A 22763-nucleotide genomic window follows, 5' to 3' on the forward strand; every position below is an offset into this window, starting at 1 on the left:
AGATAAGATATCCCATAGCAAAAGCTAGTAAGACCCCTAAAAGACGATTAGGTAGATAGGTTAGAGGTGGAAGCACGGTAACGTGTGTAGCTGACTAATACTAATAGGTCGAGGGCTTAACCTAAAAAGTTTGTTTAAAAACAGATGGATGAAATCAGTGTGAAGTTTTGAGTGTATATAGAATTGAAAATATGTATAAAATGAGATTTTAGAAACTACAGAAATGTGGTTTCTTTTTTTATTTATAATTGTTAGTTGTACTTGTAAGTGAAAAGAACATCCCTTGGAGATTGAGTCTGTGCACAAGGGCTAATAAAGTCTTTCACGGTAGGTTATTATTCTTGAAATCAGGTCATAGCGCTTTTTCTCATCATTATGCTTTCATTAGTAAATTGTCATATGTTCACTGCAACTTGACATATATTAAATAAAAAGAGATTTAATTATGTCTTGGAGGTATAACACAGTGGATGGAAAATATAAATTAAGCCTGTCAACACCAATGGGAGAACAAAGTGGGATGTTATCTATAATAACATCAAAAGATGCTTTTACTGGAACGTTAGAAATGATGGGGATGCAACAAGATATTAAAGGAACAGTCGATGGCAATAACTTTGATTTTAAATTAGAGGCAAGAAAAATGCTGATGAAAGTTAAAATAGTATTTCATGGGACTATTGTAGGTGATCAATTAACAGGGGAAGCCGATACAAACTTTGGAAAGATAAGAGTATCAGGGAATCGAATTTAACAATTGAGTTAATTATCAAAGCTGTAAAAATGCAAACGCTACTGCAAATTTACAGCTTTTCTTATTATTAACCATTTAATTCTGGGATTATTTGGGGAAGTTTATGTACAAAATCAGAAAATTCTTTATAATTCTTTTCTAAAATGACATCAGCATATTCAATTACAGATTTTGCAGAAGGTTTTATTTCGCTTGATTCATCACTTTTGATCATAATGAAATAAGTGGGCTTTACAACGTGACGTAGGCTATTGGATTCACATAGGATAAGTGCGTTGGATGGAACATAAGTTAGTGCTTTTTTAAGTGCTTCAATTAAATGCTCTTTTAATGAACGTATTAGATAGACCTTGATTGCGCCTGCTCTTTTTAGGAGCATTGTATCTTTATTGCCCTCATTTAATTCTTCAGTAATATCAAAAGTGCTCTTAAGACTGTTACAGATTCCACAACCTTCTCCACCTCTAGGGCAAATATCTTTATTATCATTAATAACAATAAATTTAAACGCTATAATAGGCACTTTATCACTATATGCTTTAATTATATTAGTTGCTAAGGTTGTTTTTCCACTATTTCTACCCGTTGCACCAATTAAGATCATTCTATTACAATCTATAAGATTATGTGTTTTCATATTCATCCCCATACATATCACATATTAATGAACGTATGTGATATAGCCATATTAATTTATTAATCAATCGATGGCAAACCTTTCTACTTATTCTTATATTAACGTATAACTTTGTTCATTCTTCACTAGGTAATATAATTTTGATTATAACATTGCATGAAAAAATTTACAATATAAAGTGCTTTATGTTAAATTTGAAATACAGTTTCCTTTAATATATAAAATATAAGGGAAAAGAAAGTAAATATTTACATAACTTTCTAAATTTGATATAATTGATACATTATTATATTTATAAAGACTAAAGTAATAGGGAGGATTTGATAAATCATAAGTTTAAATGTTAATTTATTAACAAATATGTTTAAAGAGTGGTTTATCAATATTGGTATTTCAAAAAAATATAGGAGTGAAATTATGAGAAGAAAAAAGAATAACTATGATCAGATAATTGCAGGAATCGTTTTATTTTTATTATCGATAGGTGTAATTGCGGGTGGTGAAAAGATAAGAAGTGAAGTTCGTGCAGCAAATGGGACGTCTGTTGAAATTGCCAGTAAAAATGCCGAGCTTTATCAAGTGACAGATTTATACGAAAAGAAGGATGGAAGCTATGTTGTTCATGGAGTGGCAAAAGGATTTAAAAGTGATATAGTAGCTGCAATTACCTTTGATCATACTGGCGAAAAAATACTAGATTTAGAGATTATCTCTCAAGATGAAACGGTGGATATAGGAAGTAAAATTGAAACGCCTGAATTTTTAACTGAATTTAATGAAATGAATGCTCCTATTAAAGTTGCTGACTTAGAAATATTGTCACCTACTGGAGGTAGTAATAACTTAGTCGATGATTCCAATAAATCAGAGGATAAGAAACATAACTCCTTAGAATGGAATTCGAATGACTCTTCTGCCGAAGCAAATGCTTTTCGTAATTTATATGATGCTGGATTGCTAACAAGCGCAGTGAATGGTGAGCAACTTGATACTGCAATCGTAGATCTATTACCAGAAGAGAGGGCTAGTATTGAACTAGAAAAAGCAAATTTATTGGTTAGCTTTTGCGAAGCGAAAGTGGAGAGTGAATACATAGATGCAATGTCAGTGGACGCTATTTCAGGTGCCACGGTTTCTTCAAAGGCGGTTGCAACGATTGTTAATAACGCTTATTTCTTTTTAGAGGAAAATATAATTAAATAGTCTATTAAAGAAATAATAAAAAATAAATGATTGAGAACAAAAAACTAAGAATAAGTGGCACAGAGTAAGTATCAAAAAATAAATAATAATACAAATGACATATAATAAGTAACAAAGGAAAATTGCTGAGGTAAAATGAAACAGAATGGGTATCAAAGAATAAATGAGAAAGAACAAGTGACGGAAATAAGAGACAAAGAAAAGATGTCTAAGGAGAATGAAACAGAATAGGTATTAAAGAAAAAATGATACAAAATAACTATCAAAGAGCAGCAGATGAGAAAGAGCAAATTATATAAAATAACAAAGAGTAAATTATATAAAATAAATGACAAATAGCAAATGGCTAATATTAAATGAAAAGAAAAATAATAAAGAATAAATGTTAAAGATCAAATTAACTGAAATAAAAAGGGATGCCATAAGAAGCGTATATATGTGATTACGAAAATTCTACTTAGATAAACGGTGAATCACACATGATTTGCGTTTTAAGGCAGCCCTGTTTTTATGTACATTTACGCTTTTTTATTAGAAAGTTTCTCTTTTTTCTTATTTTTATCAACCATATAACATATTCCTATACTAAGTTCTAATAATATTACCATTGGAATAGCTAGTAAAACTTGTGATACGACATCAGGTGGAGTAATAATAGCTGCGATGATAAAGATAATTAGGATTAAAACACCATGACTACGTTTCATAAATGCAGGCTTTAAAATACCGATTTGTGATAAGAGATATACCAAAATTGGCATTTCAAATACTACTCCAAAGGATAGTAACATTGCATTACAAAAGGATACAAAGCTATCAATGGATATTGTGGCTGTTACTAAATTAGATGAATATTTCATGAAAAATTTCAAGGTAGTTGGTAGGGCAATATTATAACCAAACACTACACCTATAATAAAGAAAAAAAATCCAAAAAAGAGTGAGAAAAGTACATATTTTCTCTCTTTTACATATAAACCTTGTGCGATAAAGATCCATACTTGATAAATTGTGATTGGAGAACATAGTACGAAAGCACAGGTAAATGCAAGTTTTACATATACCATGAATAACTCAGAAGGAGTTAAATAAATCAGTTTCATTCCTGGATTTAGATTGAATATGTATTGTATCAATACATCCATATATTGAAAGCAGATAAAGGCTCCAATAATATTTACTAAAAATATTATGATTAATCTCTTTCTAAGTTCTGCTAGATGACCAACTAATGTACTCGTTTTTTTAGTAGAATCCATAGTATCCACCTTATGAATTTTTAGTATTATCTTTTGGTTCCTCTGTTAAATTATTCATCTCACTTCTAATATCGGAGGTACCCTTTCTAAATTCTTTGATTGCCTCACCTAGAGAATGTCCAATTTGTGGTAACTTGCTTGGTCCAAAAACAACTAATGCGATGCACAGAATTAGAATTAACTCAAAGGCTCCTATTCTTCCCATAAATACCTCTTTTCTTTTAATATGATAACCAATAAACTACAATTATTGAAACTATATGTTAAAAATTATACACTATAGAAATGTAAAAATCAACAAAAGTATAACAAATATTAACAAATGTATTGACGGATTATACCAATACAAGATACAATGAAAGTGAATCATTGTAAATTAATTGAAATTATTATATCTTTATATGTTAAAATATTAGCAATCTTAAAATTAATGAATAGGGGGGATTACTATGTCAACTGAGATTAAAGAAAGCTTTCTTGATAAACAAATGACTAGAAGGCAATTCTTAAAAATTTCTGGAAAATCTCTAGTAGGATTAACAGTTTCAGCTACACTTCTTTCACTATTTGGATGCTCTATGCAGGAAATCGAAGATCAGCAAGTTTCTGTTTGGGCGATAGCACAAGGTCTTTTAGTAGTGAATACAGCAAAATGTACAGGATGCGAGAGGTGTGAAATTAACTGTACATTAGTAAATGATGGAGAAGCATCTACCTATATTTCCAGGGTAAAAGTAAGCCGTAATCTACATATCCATGGGAAAGAGGGAATGTATAATCGTAATTTTACATATTATCCAGATACCTGTAGACAGTGTAAGGATCCAGCCTGTGGAAATGCCTGTCCGAAAGATGCAATCGTTACGAACTCCCTGGGAATACGAACTGTAGACGAAGGGAAATGCATTGGATGTGGGGCTTGTGTAGAGGCCTGTCCATGGCATATGCCTACCGTTAATAAAGAAACCGGGAAATCAAGTAAATGTATCGCATGCGGAGAGTGCGCTAAGGGATGCCCTTCAGGAGCATTGCAAATCGTACCTTGGGATGAAATAACTGCAGCAGCACAGAAAGTTGTATAAGGAGGGGGAACGGGATGGCTACATATGGATGGGCTGGCAAGATACTACGTGTAAACTTGACTACAGGTAATATTTCCACGGAAGATACGGGGAAATACAAAGATTATATTGGTGGAATGGGGATAGGATATAGAATTATTTATAATGAGGTGCCTTTATCAACAAAACCTTATGATCATGGCTCTAAATTTGTCATGGCAGTTGGGCCGTTAACAGGGTCTGGTGTACCATGCTCTGGTAGAATGAATATATCTTTATTATCCTCTTGGTCAAAGGGGTATTCAATTATTGATGCACATATGGGAGGTCATATAGGACCTCGTTTAAAATATGCAGGATATGATGCGGTTATTGTAGAAGGTAAGTCATTAACTCCAGTGTATTTACGTATCGATGATGATAACGTAAGTATTGAGGATGCTTCTCACATATGGGGGAAGGGAACCTTTGAAGCAAATAGAATTTTAACAGAAGAAAATGGAGGGGAATTTGAAACAGCTGCAATTGGACCTGCGGGCGAAAACCTCGTTAATTATTCAACCATAAACACATCATTTGGTAACTCTGGCGGTGGTGGTATTGGCGCTGTTATGGGAAGTAAAAAATTAAAAGGGATAGCAATTCGTGGAACTGGCTCTGTAAAGGTTGCTGATTCTAAGAAATTACTAGAACTAAATAAATACATGTTAACGGAACTCATTGGAGGAAATAATAATCACAATGTTCCAGCTGTTCCACAAAGTTGGGCAGAATATTCCGCCGTGAGTGGAAAGAACCGTTGGTCAGGTGCTCCAGGGCGTAGATGGGAAAAAGCAGACGGAGGTGCTATTGATACAGGGGAACAACCATATGATGACAATAACAAAATTGCATACCGTTGTCTAAAAGGTGTATTTGATCATGGTGAAGTAGCATCAAACTACATTATAAAGCAAGGGGGATGTTCCTCTTGTCCAATCCGCTGTTATACTCAGTATGATATGGATCCACTTGCAGATTTCGATTTGCCAACGATGGTATCCAATACCTGTGTACCTATTTTATATGGATTTATGTGGTATCCAGATGGTGTTAAGGATTTTAAATATGAAGGAGATGCTAGACTTGTATTAAGTGGAGCTGCTTCTCATGCACAGGATGATTTGGGACTTTGGTGTAATTATGCAAATCTTGAGCGAGATTTTAACTGGCTTTGTACTTCAGGTAAGATAAAGGAAGTTCTACCAAAAGCAGAATACGATAGTTTACCATGGGAATGGGAAAAGAGTGGTGACCCACGTTGGGCAGTAGAGATTATGCGACGCATTGCATACAAAGAAGGGGAGCTAGCAACCATTGGTGAAGGTACCTTAGCTATGGTAGAAAAGTGGAATCTAGGAAAAGAGTTCTATGATAGAATTGATTCCAATAATACGAATATTACATATAACGGATATCCAAAACATCATGCAAATGAAGATTCCGGTCAAATTGGACTATTATTTAACTTAATGTACAATCGTGATTGTATGATTCATCATTTGACGAATGTTGAGAATTCAGGTGCACCTTATGAAGTTACTAAGGCTACAATGGAAGGGTTCTTTGGAAAAGGATGCTACGATAGAGCAAAGGCCTACACTCCTATGAATCGTAATAAAGCAAAAGTAGCTAAATGGGCATTTATTGGTAAGAATTTTCATGACAGTGCAACCCTTTGTAATTGGATGTGGCCTATGACACAATCACCATCAAAGAAGAGAAATTATGTTGGTGATTTAGATTTAGAAGCTAATTTTATGTCAGTGGTTACTGGGGTGAATTATACTAGAGAAAGTTTGGAATTTGATTGTGAACGTATCTCTCAAATGTTGCGTGTGATGACTGCAATATCGTTTAAGATTAACTGTGGTGAATCAAGTTTACGTGATACACATGATGCAATTCCTGAATGGGTTTTTGAACAAGATCCAGATTTTAAAGCCTTTGAAGAAGGAACTTATAAGATGGACCGTGAAGATATGGAACTAGCAAAAGATATGTTTTATGAAGAAATGGGCTGGGATATCAAAACAGGCATACCTACCAGAGCAACCCTTGAAAAATTCGGGTTAGGTGATATGGCGGATGACTTAAGTGCTAGGGGAATTCTACCACGGTAATTCATTCCTATATTAGGTGATAGAATGTTTTGACTTAGCTTATAGATGCATGGAGGATTCAATGTTATTTGGAAGAAGGAAACCAGGATTTGTACAGATAGAAGAAGAGCTTAGTACCGTGAAAAGTATGGCCGAGGAATCTGCGACCAAGGAAAAAACAGATCTGTTGGAATATCTTGTATCATTACCGGATGTGGAAGATGAATTTGCAGAGGAATCATCCGAAGAACAGGAAAAGAAAGAAGAAATGACGGAGGCTAGAAAATTAGCTGAATATATCCGTACTAGATCGGCAGGGGCCTATCTTACCGGGTATTCTAATCTTAAAAAAGAAATAGAAAATGTAGATCAACTTTTAGTAGAAATTCAGGCGGATGATACTTGTCAGGATATTGCATATAAAGATGGTAAGAAAGACAGGTACTTTTACTCTTCATTAAATATGAGCGATAATTATGCAATGATTTCTTCGTTAATTGAAGACAAGGATTTATCAGCGACAATTGTTGAAATGGTTCGTTTTAATTGCTCGACTTATCCTACCCCACTTTCTTATTTTGAAAGGCATCCTTATTATGCAACGAAACCTCAGATTGAAAGAGCAATCGATCAAATCTATCATGTTGAGGAGTATAGCGATATCAGCCGGTTTACGAATAATAGAAGCAAAGATTATCTTTTTTCTACAAAGTATATGTCTTTAAGATATGCCACTGCGCTAGCAAAAGAAGAAGATTTCATGGATTAAGAATAAGAAAATAAAATTGCGGCTGTCGCAAGAGAATTTGCGGCAGCCGCTTCTTGCATGGAATAATTAACTTAGAATTGTATAGGAGGAAACATTAAGGTATGGAACACTTAAGTATGGAGCAGTTAAATACGATACATGTAACTAAGGGGCCCTTAAGTAAGGAATCTTCTAATATGGATTATCTAAATATGGTTTCTTCTAAAACGGATTATCTAAATATGGATTCTTCTAGAACGGATTATCAAAATATGGAATATTCTAATACGGACAATTTCAATACGAACCATTCTAATACGAACCATATAGATATGGAACATGTCGGAATAGAGTTAGAACAAGCAATAGATATTATTTTATCAAACTGTAAAGAGATAGAGTCTACAGAAGAAATACCAGTGCTTCAAGGAAATGGTAGAATTTTAGCTGAAGATATCTATTCTCTTATTAATAATCCTCCTTTTGATCGTTCGCCACTAGATGGATTTGCCCTTTGTTCAAAAGATATAGAAGGGGCATCAATGACAAGAACTATTAAGCTAACCGTAATTGATAAGGTATATGCAGGGGAATACATAGAAACAGAATTAAAACAAGGCCAGGCAATTCGGATTATGACAGGTGCACCGATACCCAAAGGGGCAGATTGTGTAATACGAATTGAAGATATTGAGGAAGAAGAAAATGAATTAGCATATCCAACTATATTGGTAAGGAAAGAATTAAAGCATCATGAGAACTATTGCTTTCAGGGGGAAGATGTAGAAAAAGGGCAGCAGATTTTATCTTCTGGTAAAAAGTTAAGCTTTATTGAGCAGGGGATACTAGCATCTGTAGGTATTAATAAGATAAAGGTTTATCGCAAGGCTAAGGTAGCAGTTTTTGTTACCGGAAATGAATTAATTATGCCTGGTGATAAGCTTATGCCAGGTAAAATATACGATTCAAACCTACATCTCCTATATGCTCGCCTCTGTGAGTTAGGGATTGAGCCTATCATAGTAAACTTTTTACCAGATGATGTGAATGCAACAGCAAAAGCACTGAAAGATTCACTCTTAGAAGTCGATTTTGTTATAACCACAGGAGGAGTCTCCGTTGGAGATATGGACATTTTTCATGAAGTAATAACAATTATGGGAGCGAAAAGATTATTCTGGAAGGTTAAATTAAAACCTGGGACACCTGCAATGTTTTCAATGTATCAGGATAAACCTATGTTCCACTTGTCCGGAAATCCATTTGCAGCGGCAACCACGTTTGAATTGCTCGTTAGGCCATACCTTTCAAAAATCTGTCATGATTCCACATTAGTTAGCTGCAAAAGTGTTGCAATCCTAAAGGATGAATTTAAGAAGAAAAGTAAGGATAGAAGATTTTTGCGAGCTAAAGTTGAGAATGGATTCGTAACGATTCCATGTTTAGGTAAACATTCTTCAGGAATTTTATCTTCCATGCAAGATTGTAATTGCTTAATTGATATTCCTGCAGGAAGTAATATGCTACAAAAGGGGAGTCAGGTGGACATCCTACTATTGTAATAGGGAAAGAGGGACTTTTTGGTTACTTGTAGTAATAAACTACTATGTTCTAGGAGCGAAACTGCATAGAAAACAGTGTAAAATTGAAAGTAAAAAAATTGAAATTAATATATACTTGTGATGACAATATGATATTTTACTTTAATTTATAGACTTCATAAAATCCGAAAATTATTGTAATGGATAATTAATATATGTAACTTGGGGTGTTATGTATATTTATTATAAAAATATAATTTTTTTAGGAAGGGGAAGGTAAGATGAAGAAAGGTTTTCTAAGTAAGTTTCTAGCATTCGCATTATCTACGTCAATGCTTATGGGGAGTGTAGGTATGAGCACAAACACAGTAGTTTTAGCACAAAACAAAAGTTCGAACTCATTAAGGTTTAATTTTGGAACAACAGAATTAGACGGTTATACCAAGGTAGATAAAAGTGATCTCTATACAAAAGAGAATGGTTATGGATTTAGTACAATTGAATTTAAAGATGAGGCCCTTGGTTGGAGCAATGGCGTTTATTATGAGAGAAAACCAGTTATCACTGCGGGTGACAGTCGCTATATCAGTGATTCTCAGGAGTATGTAGAGGTAGCAAGTAAGGTATGGACGGAAACAGAAAGTTCTGGATATGGTGTGTATACCTATGAAAACACATCCACCTTTGATGTTGATTTAGAGCCTGCGGATTATACGGTTAGTGTAGAGTTAGTAAACCCAACCAATGGTGTGGTCAATGTTAATTTAGAGGCGGAAGACATTACAAAGGTATCAGGGATTAGTATTGAAGCGGGGATGAGCGTAACAAAAAGTTACACTGCTTGCTTAGTAGATGGGACATTAAATTTAAAATTCCTAGCGTCTAGTACTGCTACAACAGAAGCTAGTGCAGTACAGTCATCTGTCTATGTAAGTAAGGTTACAATTGAAAAGCAAGTGAGAGTTGCAGGCGAAAAACCAACCGTTTTTATTGCATCTGACTCAACGGTTCAGACTTATGATGAATATTATTATCCTCAGACTGGGTGGGGACAAGTATTTTATAATTTCTTCACGGGCAATGAGAATGTCTTAGAGTATGAAAATAAAAATTGTAATTATAGTCAGGCTCAGACATACGAAACATCTTCTGTTATTATCGAAAATAGAGCCATTGGTGGTAGAAGCTCTAAGTCTTTTATAGAAGAAGGAAAGCTAGATGATTTATTAGAGGATGTGAAACCTGGAGATTATGTGTTAGTACAATGGGGACATAATGATGCTACTGCATCGAGACCAAATCGTTATGTTGCCAGCACTGAATTTGAAAAATATCTTCAGTATTATATTGATGGTGTGACACAACGAGGTGCAACCTGTGTTCTTGTGACTCCTGTTGCAAGAAGAAGTTATACAGAGGCGAATGGCGTTGCTAGCTTTAAGAGTGACTTTGAAGCATATCGCCAAGTCATGCTTAAGATAGAAAAGGAGCAGAATGTAGCATTACTAGACTTAACTTCTGCTAGTATTGAATTATGTAATAAGTTTGGCGCAGAAGGTAGTAAGGCGTTATTCTTATGGTTAAATGCAGGAGATTATACAGGTGCTTACGCTGGAGGTGTATCGGATTCAACGCATCTTCAATATTATGGAGCCTATAAATTTGCACAATGTGTAGCTAATTTAATTAATGAGTATGAAAAGGACAGTCAGCTAGATAACTTAAAGACTCTTCTTGATTTAGAACCAGCATTTGAAACAGTACCAAGTATTCCAACTGGACTTGAAGAAGTGACAGTGGGAGCAACCAGCGTATCTATGAAATGGGATGTAGTAGAAGATGCTGAACTTTATTATATTTATCGTGTTAAGCTAGAAGCCGGCCAATCGCAGGAGGATATTTCATTTGATGGTGTAGATAAATATTCTGTGAGTGCTTCTACGAAATTTACAGATGCAAATTGTGTAGGTGGAAATACATATGTGTATGCAGTAGCAGGCTTTAATGAATTAGGTGTTGGTAATAAATCAGAAAAGCTAGTTGTTACGATGAAATCTGCTCTTTATAAATATGATTTTTGTTTGGATGCTTCCAATCCAACATTAGAAGGATGGACACAGGTAACATGCAAACAGCTTTATAACAAAGAAGTAGGTTATGGATTTTTAAAAGCTCCGGGAAATGGAAGAAATCGAGCAAATAACGGAAATCAAGATTCTAATGCAATGACGGATGATTTCTGTCTTGGTGAAGGTGAATTTGCAGTTGATTTACCAAATGGAGATTATGAAATAACTATCACTGCTTGTGATTTATTACCTGGAACAAGTACGATAAAAGCATCCTATACAGCCGAAGGTGCTTCCATTGGCGGCATTTCTACAAAGCAGGCAGCAGCCACAGTAAGCGCTAAGGTTCGTGTAGAAGATGGTCAATTAAATATAGGCATCGGTGGAACAAATCCATATATTAATGGTCTAGAAATAACCCCAATTTCATTAGCACCAACTGGATTGTTATATCAGGAGCTTACATTTGAAGGCGAGCAAGCAAACTTTTTATTAAACTGGCGTGATGTTGATGGAGCCATTGCTTACCATGTATATCAAAAAGGACAATCGGACCTTTCATATACAAGAATCAAAACAATTACAACAGAAGAAAAAGAAAATGAAACAACATTACCTTTTACAGCAATGCTAGGTGAAGTATATGAATATTATGTTACAGCAGTATTTGCAGATGAAAGTGAATCAGCAAAGAGTAATGTCATTACAATAGAGATGTATGATGTTAACGCTGAGTACCCTGAAACACCTGTAAATTTAAAATATGCTACTGTAGAAGATAATCATATTGAATTTACTTGGGATGAATCTAAGAATGCAATCAAATATATTGTATATCGCTCGGATAAAGCAGAGGGGGATAAAGGTTTCACAGGTTTTCAAAAGATTGGAGAAACAAAAGAGAATTCTTATACAGATACTACAGTGAAACCAACGATCAATTGGTATTATAAGGTACAATCTGTTAGTAGTAGAGGTGCACAAGAAGTCTTATCAGAGGCTCTAATGACACCAATTACTTCTGAAAGAACTATGGTAAAGGCAGAAACATTAGCAGACCGCGCATTAGTTGCTATAAATTTATCGGGAGATAAAGGTGTTGGTGTTGATGAGAACGGAAAAGAAGGTACCAGAGTATCTTCCGGGGATTCAGGGGTCTATTTAAGTTGGAGATTATTTGAAAACGATTCAAAAGATATAACCTTTACTTTATATAAGAATGGAGAAATATTAGTTAAGGGGCTTACCGTTACGAATTACCTTGATACACAAGGTAGTGAAAGTGATACGTACAAAGTAGTTGGAAGTACAGATGATAGTCTTGGCATAAACTCAGAAACAGTAGCAACTTGGCAGAATCAATACATTGAATTTCAGTTAGACAAACCAGAAGATCAAGTAATGCCAGATGGTTCCACATGCAATTATACTGCAAATGATATGTCGGTTGCTGATTTGGATGGAGATGGGAAGTACGAACTAATTGTAAAATGGTATCCATCAAATGCTCAAGACAATTCAAAGTCTGGCTATACTGGAACTACTATTTTAGATGCTTATGATATTAATTATAATACAGGTGAAGCATCTAAAATGTGGAGAATCGATTTAGGTATTAATATACGATCTGGTGCTCACTATACACAATTTCAAGTTTGGGATTTGGATGGTGATGGAATTGCAGAAGTAGTATGTAAAACTGCTGATGGTACAATTGATGGTACTGGTACCGTAATCGGAGCTTCTAATGTAGATTATCGCAATACGTCTGGTTATGTTTTAAATGGGCCAGAATTCTTAACTGTATTTAACGGTAAAACAGGTGCAGCCATTGATACCATTGATTACAAACCAGCAAGAGGAAATGTTTCTTCTTGGGGGGATGGATATGGGAACCGTGTAGATCGTTTCTTATCCACGGTTGCATACCTTGATGGTGAGCATCCAAGTGTTGTATTTTGCCGTGGTTATTATACAAGAACTTGTTTAACTGCTTATGATTTTGTGGATGGGAAATTAGTAGAAAGATGGGCATTTGATTCTGATATTGCTGGAAAACAATACGAAGCACAGGGAAACCACTCCTTGTACACAAACGATATTGATAACGATGGAAAAGACGAAATCGTTTATGGAGCACTAGTGATTGATGATGATGGAACAGTGAAATATAGCACAGGTCTTGGTCATGGTGATGCAATGCATGGGTTTGATATCATTCCTTCTAGAGAAGGACTTGAAATTTTTTCTGTCCATGAACATAAGGACGCAAAATATCAGGTAGAAATTCGTGATGCCGAAACAGGAGAAATTATATATGGTTATTTTACAGGAGTTGATACAGGTCGTGGGCTTGCAGCCGATGTAGATCCTACCGCAGAAGGTGCAGAATTTTGGTCGAACTCTGAGTGGAATGGAACAAATGGAGGATTATATTCATCTTTATCTACATTTGATAAACCATTATTACTATCTCAAAAGACACCAAGTATAAATTTTAGTATTTTATGGGATGGTGATTTATTAAGCGAACTTCAAGATCATACATTTAACAGCTCTGGTACAAATTATTATCCGGTAAGTACCAATATTACGAAATGGGATTATGAGATTCAAGAGTCTGTTACTTTGCTAGAAAGTGCAGAGATATTTACAAGCAATGGTACCAAAGGTAATGTAGGATTAGTGGCAGATATTATTGGTGACTGGAGAGAAGAAATAATTGCTAGATCAAGTGCAGATGATAGTAGGATTCGTATTTACTCTACGACGATAGCAACGGATTACAGCGTTCCTACGCTTATGGAAAATCATGCATACCGTCTAGGCATTTCAAACCAAAATGTTGCATATAATCAGCCAGCACATACCAGCTATTTATTAACAGAGGGCTTAAAAACAGCGAATATAACAGTTGAGAGCACGACAAAAGATTCGGTTCATCTTACTTTCACAAAAGCATCGGATGGTATTTATGGGCATGACATTACGGGATATATAATTTATCGGTTAAATAAAGAGACCGAAGAATATGAGTCCATTGGTACAATTGAAACAGATAATGTGGATGAAAGTTTTAGCTTTGTAGATAAGAATTTAGATCAAAATGTAGAATATACATATAAGGTTGCTGCCATTGTTGACGGAAAAGCATCCTATAAATCCAACCCAGTAACTGCCATAACAGCACTTGATATATCAAGTGTCAAGGAACTTTTAGCGGTTAACCTTGTACAAGATGAAGAAAATTTTCAAGCGAAATTACCTTCTTCTGTAACTGTTATTGATACAAAGGGAAATGAAATAGAGGGAATTCTTATAACTTGGGATCTTGCTGAATTTGATATTTCAAAGGCTGGATTATATACGATTTACGGAACGATTAATGGATATGATAAAAAAGTTCCTTTGTCCATTGAAGTAGCTGAAAATATTGTAATTGGCTATGAAGAACTAGCGGTAGTATATACTGTATTGGGAGCGGAGCCGGAATTACCTAAAACAATCACTCATTATATGAAGAATGGAACAAATAAAGTGTTAAGTATTACCTGGGATATCTCGTCTTTAGATTTGAATACAAAAGGTGAATATATTATTTTAGGAAAAACCGATCTACTTAACGAGGTACCTTTAAAGGTTGTTGTGAAAGAGAACTATATCGTAAGTATTGAAAAAACTGCAGCAGTAGAGTGTTATGTTGGTGAAATGCCTATTTTACCGCAAACTGTAACCGCAACTTATGTAAATGGTGAAGTAAAAGCAGTGTTGGTTACTTGGAGAGAAATAGACACATCAAAGCCAGGTTTATTTACTGTAATAGGAAAGGTTGAGAACTACTCAGGAACAGTTACAGTAGTAGTAAATGTAATGAAAGAAGCATTGTATCGCTTTGACTTTGGGATTAGTGATAAAAATGTTAGCGATGGATGGATTGGTATTACAGTAAATCCAAAAGGCGGATCTGCATTTGGCGATTATGTATATTCAAAAGAACGTGGATATGGATTTAGTGATATTAATAGTGATAGTTTAACAGCACCTATCCAAGGTAGACATGAAGCTTATACTTACGATGGTATATTAGCAAAAGAAGTATATCAAGATTTTGCCCTTCCAGCTTCAAATCAGTTTAAGGTGGACTTAGAAAATGGAACGTATCAAGTAGAAATTGTAGCTGGTTCTGCTTATAGTAGTAATGTTAAAGTCTCCATTGAAGGTTCAGATAATGTGACCATTTCAAATGCAGCAAATACATATACTATCTATAAAAATGAAAATGTTAAAGTCTTAGATGGACAATTAAACTTTGTATTTCCATCTGGAACGTATAGAATGTGTGCGATTATGATAACATTGGTTGAGCTTGAGGCACCAAGTGTAACCCCAGAACCAAGCGTAACCCCAGAACCAAGCGTAACCCCAGAACCAAGCGTAACGCCAGAGCCAAGCGTAACGCCAGAACCAAGCGTAACGCCAGAGCCAAGTGTAACCCCAGAACCAAGCGTGACACCAGAGCCAAGCGTGGCACCAGAGCCAAGTGTAACACCAGAACCAAGCGTGACACCAGAGCCAAGTGTGACACCAGAGCCAAGTGTAACGCCAGAGCCAACAGCTACACCACAGCCAACGCAAGAACCAAAACCAACAGAAGTACCATCAATTTTAGATGAAATTCAATTAACAGAAACAGAACAAACAATATATATTGATGGGAATGAAAAGGATTCAGAGTTTGGAATTATATTACCTACAAATGTAGTTGTGGTGTCATCATTTAATGGAAACCATAAAGGTAAGATTCCGGTAATGGTTGAATATTCATCGGATGCGCCTTCTGTAGCCAAGGTAAATCCCAACGGAAAAATATTAGCTAAAGGTGAAGGAATTGCAAATATAACAGCGATTGTAACCTTAAAAGATGGTACATTTAAAGAATTTCTTGTTACTGTAACTGTGCAAGCAGCAAATATTGAAGTCATTCAAAGCACAGATCGAATGAAAGTAGGGGAGATGGCTGTCTTAATAGTAAAAGTTCATGGAGTGAAAGAATCGAACGTAATGTGGAAGTCAACAACTCCAGGAATCGTTGAAGTAAGTAAAAATAAAGGTGAATCAATGACTGAGGTGTATGCAAAATCACAAGGGACAGCTTGTATTGAAGTGAAAGCTGCTAATATAAAACAGTTAATTTATATTACCGTAGAGTAATTAAGTAGTTTATTATTTCATATAAATTCATGAAAAAATTATGAAATATAAAAGAAAGACGTTGCCGTATAGACAAAAATATGGTAACGTCTTTCTTGCAATTTTTAAATATTTTAAAAAATACAATAGTTTAGTTATTAAACTATATATTTTTTCTTCCTAATTGATACTTATATACGAAAAACATAAAAATTTAACAATGTTTTTAGTTTACTTTCTACGAAAAGAGTGTTAAAATAAACGATATAGTATTTAAAAATGAAAATAAATAAAATAAAGATAAAATATATTTACCATAGTGTAGAAATTATATTTATGGTAAACTACATTTAGAAAGGTTTGGTGCAGTTTATGATATCTAATCAAATTCTTCAAAACACAATTGAAGGTCTTAAAGCAATTACAAGAATTGATATCTGCATTATGGATACAGAAGGGAAATCATTAGCTTCTACGATTAATAATGCAGATGATTATGAAAATGCAGTTCTTGCATTCGTTGAATCTCCAGCAGACAGTCAAGTATTACAAGGATATCAATTCTTTAAAGTATTTGATGAACATCAACTTGAATATGTAATTTTAGTAAAAGGTGATAGTGATGATGTATACATGGTAGGTAAGATCGCATCCTTCCAGATACAGAATTTATTGGTTGCTTATAAAGAAAGATACGATAAAGATAACTTTATTAAGAATCTTTTATTAGACAACTTATTATTAGTTGATATCTATAATAGAGCGAAAAAGCTTCATATCGAGACTGACGTTCGTCGAGTAGTATTTATTATTGAGACGAAGAATGAAAAGGATACCAATGCTTTAGAAACTGTAAGAGGCCTATTCTCAAGTAAAACAAAAGATTTTATTACAGCAGTGGATGAGAAAAATATTATTCTTGTAAAAGAATTAAAACCAAATGAAACATATGACGATATGATAAAGACTGCGAAAGTAATACTTGATATGCTTAATACAGAAGCAATGACAAAAGTTCATGTTGCATTTGGTACTATTGTTAACGAGATTAAAGATGTTTCCAGATCATACAAAGAAGCTAAGATGGCGCTTGATGTAGGCAAAATCTTCTACAATGGACGTAATGTTGTGGCATATAATCAACTTGGTATTGGACGTTTAATTTATCAATTACCTATGCCACTTTGCAAAATGTTTATTCGTGAAATTTTCGATGGTAAATCACCAGACGAGTTTGATGAAGAAACATTAACTACAATTAACAAGTTCTTTGAAAATAGCTTAAATGTATCAGAGACTTCTAGACAATTATATATTCATAGAAACACTTTAGTTTATCGTTTAGATAAACTCCAAAAGAGTACAAATCTTGACTTGCGTGTTTTTGAAGATGCAATTACATTTAAAATTGCCCTTATGGTTGTTAAGTATATGAAGTATATGGAAAATATGGAATATTAATAAGATTGCCGGTATTTTGGTTCTACGAGTGGTTCTATAGACGTAAACTGGAGTGCCGGCATTTGGTAGTTATAAGGCAATTAAAGTAACATAGAGGTAGAGTATAAGGTACATAAGGATAATAGAAAGGAATTGGTGAGATATGGCCGGTTCTTATGATTTAGACAAGGACTTAGAAGAAATCGAGGCCCCAGTAATCGTATTTGAGGGAGTTTCTAAGGATTATCAAAAAGGAACTCATGCAATTAATAATATAAATATAGAGATACGTAAGGGTGAATTTGTATTTATTGTAGGTAGTAGTGGGTCTGGAAAATCCACATTAATTAAATTAATGTTAAAAGAAATAAAGCCAAGCAAAGGTAAGATTTTTGTTGCTGGGAAGGATTTATCAAGATTAAAACGCTGGTCAGTATGTAAATATAGAAGAAGCATAGGCGTAGTATTTCAAGACTTCCGTTTGTTGCCAGATCGTACTGTGTTTGAGAATGTTGCATTTGCACAAAGAGTAATTGAGGCACCAACAAGGGAAATCAGAAGACAAACTCCAAAAATGTTATCACTTGTTGGATTGTCAGAGAAACATAAATCATATCCGAAGGAATTATCAGGCGGTGAACAACAAAGAGTTGCCTTAGCAAGGGCGCTTGTGAATAATCCAGTTATTTTATTAGCGGATGAACCAACAGGAAATTTAGATCCTAAAAATTCATGGGAAATTATGCGCCTGTTAGAAGAAGTTAATAAAAAAGGAACTACAGTCGTAATTGTGACACATAATCATGAGATAGTAGATGCAATGCAAAAGAGAGTAATTACCATGAAAAATGGTGTTCTAATTAGTGATGATAAAAAAGGTGGTTATGTGCATGCCAAAAATTAGTACAATTAATTATAGTTTTAAACAAGGCGTTAAAAATATAAAGAGAAATCGTATGTTTAGCTTAGCATCTATTGGTACAATGACTGCATGTTTATTTTTATTTGGAATATTTTATTTTGCCCTTGTAAATTTTAAGTTTTTAGTTAAGAATGCAGAGCAAGCAGTAAGTGTAACCGTATTTTTTGATGAGGGAACATCGGAAGCTGAGATAAAGGCTATTGGCGATAAAATTGAGCTTCGTGCAGAAGTTGCTAAATGTGAGTACATATCTGCAGAAGAAGCATGGGAAAATTATAAGAACACAAAATTAAACGAAGAACAAATTGCATCCTTTGGAGACGACAACCCGTTAAAGGATTCCAATAGTTATGTAGTGTATTTAAATGATGTAGAAATGCAGGATTCTTTAGTAAAATATATTTCCTCCATTCCTGGTGTGAGACAAGTAAATGATTCTGAGGCGATTGCAGATTTATTTTCTGGATTTAATAAGGGAGTTGGTTATGTTTCCGCTGCAATCATCATAATACTATTAGGAGTAGCTGTATTTTTAATTAGTACCACAGTAACTATGGGGATTTCCATACGAAAGCAGGAAATATCTATTATGAAGTTAATTGGTGCCACTGATTTCTTTATACGGGCTCCATTTATTGTGGAAGGAATTATCATTGGAGTGATAGGTGCTAGTATCCCATTAATATTTTTGTATGTTTTATATCATAAGATAATAAATTATATTATGGAAAGTTTTAATAGCCCTTTTGGTACCTTTGAGTTTATTAGTACACATGAGATTTTTTCAACATTGATACCAGTATCACTTATCATCGGAGTAGGAATTGGATTTTTAGGAAGCTTTTTCACTCTTGGTAAGCAACTCCGCAAGATTAATTAATATGGCCTTATCAAGGTAGTAATGAGGATAAGGTTAAGTAGCATAAGAGGATTAGAAAATTCTATTTGATTAACAAAAGGAAGGAAACAGATGAAACGTAAGCAGAAAATCAAGATTACTTATCGTATGGCATTATGTTCACTTAGTGTAGCATTATTATTACCAGTTGGTTTGACAGGCTTGCAAGAAAAAGAAATAAGCGCTAATGCGAATGCATTATCTTTAGGGATTAGTAGTGTTGGTAATCTAATTAAATTATCTAGTTATGATGAAAAAATTCAAGCGGCGAATGAAGAGAAAGAAAGATTAGAAGATAAGAAAAAAGAAACTGAGCAAAAGATCTCTGAATTAGAAAAAGAAAAAGAGGATATATTAACTTATATTGAGAAACTAGATAACGAATTAAATACGATTACGTTAGAAATCGAGCGATTACAAGGAGAAATAAAGACCAATAAAGAAGAATTAGAGCAGACAAAAAAAGAACTAATGGATGCAAAACAGACGGAAGAAGATCAATATGAAACGATGAAAAAACGTATTCAGTTTATGTATGAAAATGGGGGAACTAGTCTATTAGAAACTTTATTAAGCAGTAATAATTTAGTAGACTTTTTAAATCAAGTAGAATACTCCAAGAAAATATCTGAGTATGATAATAACTTGTTCCAAAGTTATAAAGAAACGAAAGAGTTAATTGCAACAAAAGAAGCTTATTTAACTGCTCAATTGGAGGAACTTAATACATTAGAAGAACATGCAGAGTTTGAACAATCAACCATGCAACAATTAATGGCTGATAAAAATAAAGAAGTAGAAAAATATGAAGCTTCTATTGAAAAAAGTAATTTAATGTTATTGTCTTACAATGAGCAAATTGAAGATGTAAACTATACGATTGAAGAAGTAAAAGAACAACAGCGTATAGAAGAAGAGAAAATTAAGAAATTAAAAGAAGAGGAAGAACGCAGAAGACAAGAAGAGGAACGTAGAAAGCAAGAGGCTGCTAATAACCAACAGAATGGAAATAATAGTTCCAGTGCCACAATTAAGGATGAAACATCTAGTGATAAGATGATATGGCCATTACCGGGAGATGGAAGGATATTTACGTATTTTGGTAACCGTAAAGCGCCAATCGCAGGAGCTAGTACTTATCACCGTGGCCTAGATATTGGTGGTGAAATGGGAGCTTCTATTGTGGCCTCATTATCTGGTACCGTAGAGATAGCTCAATATAGCTCATCTTCAGGAAACTTTATCATCATTAATCACGGAAATGGATTACGTACTGCATATTGTCACTGTTCTAAGTTATTAGTATCCGTTGGTCAGTATGTAAAGCAAGGAGAAGTAATTGCACTGGTAGGTTCTACAGGAATTTCTACAGGACCTCATCTACATTTTGGTGTTTCTATTGATAATGTTTACGTAGATCCATTAAACTACATAAGTTATTAAAATTAATTTATAGTATGTTATTTATCGCATCTAAAAAAAGTAGTAGTAAAAGCGGATTAAGAATCCCCATTGACTTTCATTGAGTGAGAACAGAAAAGTAACTAGAAAGGTAGCGGTATAGAATGAAAAATAAGTATTTGTTAGGATTACTGACTGGAATACTTTGTACAGCCATGCTATTTGGTATAGTTTTTACCGGATATAACATCCTTGGAAATAATAATAGTAACTATAATAATATTACCCAAGGTAATGATAATAGTAATGACGATGAAGCAACTTCAGCCACCATTAATTCAGAATTGCAAAAAAAATTAACTTTAATTAAAGGATTGGTAAACAATTATTATCTAGGTGAGGTAACGGAAGAGCAGTATACAACAGGTATGCTTAAGGGATTAATGGAAGCACTTGACGATCCTTATTCTTGTTACTATACCAAAGAAGAATATGCAAGCTTAATGGAATCCTCAAGCGGTGTATATTGTGGAATTGGTGCATACGTTAGCCAAAATGTAACTACAGGTATCATTACAATTGTTAAACCATTTGTAGATGGACCGGCCTATAACGCTGGAATATTACCTGGAGATACGATATATAAAGTAAATGGGGAAGAAGTTACTGGTACCGATCTTACCAAAGTTGTTGGAAATATGAAGGGTGAAGAAGGAACAGAAGTTACTGTAACAATCGTTCGAGAAGGTGAAAAAGAACCAATTGATTTTGTAATTAAACGTGGTACAGTTGAAGTCCCAACAATTGCTTTTGAGATGTTAGAGGATAAGATTGGATATATCTATATATCTGAGTTTGATGAAATCACAGTAACACAGTTTAAATCTGCAATCTCTGATTTGTTAGATGAAGGCATGAAAGGACTTGTTATTGATGTTAGAGATAACCCAGGTGGTTTATTAGATGCTTGTGTTAAAATGTTAGACCGCTTACTTCCAAAAGGATTATTGGTATATCAAGAAGATAAAAATGGAACCCGTTTATCTGAGAACTATGCAGATAACAAAGAAGAACTAGATATGCCAATGGCAGTTATAGTAAATGGAAACAGTGCAAGTGCATCAGAAATATTCTCAGGTGCGTTACAAGATTATAAAAAAGCAACAATTGTTGGTACTCAAAGTTTTGGTAAAGGTATTGTGCAGTCTGTATTCCCAATTGGTGATGGAAGTGCAATTAAAGTTACCATCTCGAAATACTTTACTCCAAATGGTAGAAATATTCATGGAACGGGTATTGAACCAGATAAGATTGTTGAACTAGATGAGAGTTTATCTAAAAAAGTTGTAATAGAACATGAGGAAGATAATCAATTACAAGCTGCAATTGAAGTTGTAAAAGAACAATTAAGTTCGAAATAAAGGAACAATGAAGTATTTTATAAAGGAACTAACCGTGGGGTTTTAGTTAACTTTTGAGTACTTTTGGTTAATAAAAAG

General features: G+C 34.2%; 15 protein-coding genes and 1 rRNA gene. 13 read left to right on the forward strand and 3 right to left on the reverse strand.

Annotation, left to right across the window (positions count from 1 at the left end):
* Positions 1-124 (forward strand): 23S ribosomal RNA (locus BN4220_RS08365); the annotation flags it as partial.
* 321 nt (positions 125-445) lie between these two features.
* The gene (locus BN4220_RS08370) at positions 446-754 is read left to right on the forward strand and encodes a hypothetical protein (protein WP_148401717.1); all 309 of its coding nucleotides are present in this window, start codon (positions 446-448) and stop codon (positions 752-754) included.
* A 67-nt stretch (positions 755-821) separates the two neighbouring features.
* Here the strand turns inward: BN4220_RS08370 and BN4220_RS08375 are convergent, their stop codons facing one another.
* Positions 822-1391 (reverse strand): hypothetical protein, encoded by a 570-nt coding sequence (locus tag BN4220_RS08375; protein WP_242867764.1) that lies wholly within the window; start codon positions 1389-1391, stop codon positions 822-824.
* Positions 1392-1808: 417 nt separating this feature from the next.
* Here BN4220_RS08375 and BN4220_RS08380 point away from each other — a divergent pair, with 417 nt between their 5' ends.
* Positions 1809-2594 carry an FMN-binding protein gene (locus tag BN4220_RS08380; protein ID WP_066715468.1) on the forward strand — a complete coding sequence of 262 codons (786 nt, stop codon included), beginning with the start codon at positions 1809-1811 and terminating at the stop codon, positions 2592-2594.
* A 518-nt stretch (positions 2595-3112) separates the two neighbouring features.
* On the opposite strand, the gene tatC is transcribed toward BN4220_RS08380, so the two are convergent.
* Together tatC and BN4220_RS08390 are read right to left on the reverse strand one after the other, a co-directional pair.
* Positions 3113-3853 carry a twin-arginine translocase subunit TatC gene (gene tatC, locus BN4220_RS08385; protein WP_066715469.1) on the reverse strand — a complete coding sequence of 247 codons (741 nt, stop codon included), beginning with the start codon at positions 3851-3853 and terminating at the stop codon, positions 3113-3115.
* A gap of 10 nt (positions 3854-3863) precedes the next feature.
* Positions 3864-4058 (reverse strand): Sec-independent protein translocase subunit TatA/TatB, encoded by a 195-nt coding sequence (locus BN4220_RS08390; RefSeq protein WP_066715470.1) that lies wholly within the window; start codon positions 4056-4058, stop codon positions 3864-3866.
* A gap of 244 nt (positions 4059-4302) precedes the next feature.
* Between BN4220_RS08390 and BN4220_RS08395 the strand changes: the two genes are divergently transcribed.
* The 10 genes from BN4220_RS08395 to BN4220_RS08440 all read left to right on the forward strand — a co-directional run bounded on the left by BN4220_RS08395 (position 4303) and on the right by BN4220_RS08440 (position 22685).
* The gene (locus BN4220_RS08395; RefSeq protein ID WP_066715471.1) at positions 4303-4935 is read left to right on the forward strand and encodes a ferredoxin-like protein; all 633 of its coding nucleotides are present in this window, start codon (positions 4303-4305) and stop codon (positions 4933-4935) included.
* A 14-nt stretch (positions 4936-4949) separates the two neighbouring features.
* Entirely contained in the window at positions 4950-7076 is a 2127-nt protein-coding gene (locus BN4220_RS08400) for an aldehyde ferredoxin oxidoreductase (protein WP_066715472.1), read from the forward strand.
* Between the two features lie 61 nt (positions 7077-7137).
* Entirely contained in the window at positions 7138-7824 is a 687-nt protein-coding gene (locus tag BN4220_RS08405; protein ID WP_066715473.1) for a hypothetical protein, read from the forward strand.
* Between the two features lie 101 nt (positions 7825-7925).
* Entirely contained in the window at positions 7926-9365 is a 1440-nt protein-coding gene (glp, locus tag BN4220_RS08410; RefSeq protein ID WP_242867765.1) for a molybdopterin molybdotransferase MoeA, read from the forward strand.
* A gap of 260 nt (positions 9366-9625) precedes the next feature.
* A complete protein-coding gene (locus BN4220_RS20460; RefSeq protein ID WP_066715474.1) occupies positions 9626-16624 on the forward strand; it encodes a rhamnogalacturonan lyase family protein in 6999 nt (2332 codons plus the stop codon).
* A 351-nt stretch (positions 16625-16975) separates the two neighbouring features.
* Complete coding sequence (locus tag BN4220_RS08420) at positions 16976-18064, forward strand: PucR family transcriptional regulator (RefSeq protein WP_066715475.1); 1089 nt, start codon at positions 16976-16978, stop codon at positions 18062-18064.
* Between the two features lie 142 nt (positions 18065-18206).
* A complete protein-coding gene (gene ftsE, locus BN4220_RS08425; protein WP_066715476.1) occupies positions 18207-18947 on the forward strand; it encodes a cell division ATP-binding protein FtsE in 741 nt (246 codons plus the stop codon).
* The gene (ftsX, locus tag BN4220_RS08430; protein WP_066715477.1) at positions 18934-19845 is read left to right on the forward strand and encodes a permease-like cell division protein FtsX; all 912 of its coding nucleotides are present in this window, start codon (positions 18934-18936) and stop codon (positions 19843-19845) included. Before ftsE ends, ftsX begins: the two co-directional genes overlap by 14 nt.
* A gap of 90 nt (positions 19846-19935) precedes the next feature.
* Positions 19936-21306, forward strand: a complete 1371-nt coding sequence (locus BN4220_RS08435; protein WP_066715478.1) for a murein hydrolase activator EnvC family protein — start codon at positions 19936-19938, stop codon at positions 21304-21306.
* Positions 21307-21428: 122 nt separating this feature from the next.
* Positions 21429-22685: a S41 family peptidase gene (locus BN4220_RS08440; protein ID WP_066715479.1), complete on the forward strand. Its 1257-nt coding sequence runs from the start codon at positions 21429-21431 to the stop codon at positions 22683-22685.
* The last annotated feature ends 78 nt before the right edge of the window (positions 22686-22763 follow it).

Source organism: Clostridium sp. Marseille-P299 (assembly GCF_900078195.1).
In the GTDB taxonomy this organism is placed as follows: Bacteria; Bacillota; Clostridia; order Lachnospirales; family Lachnospiraceae; genus Lachnoclostridium.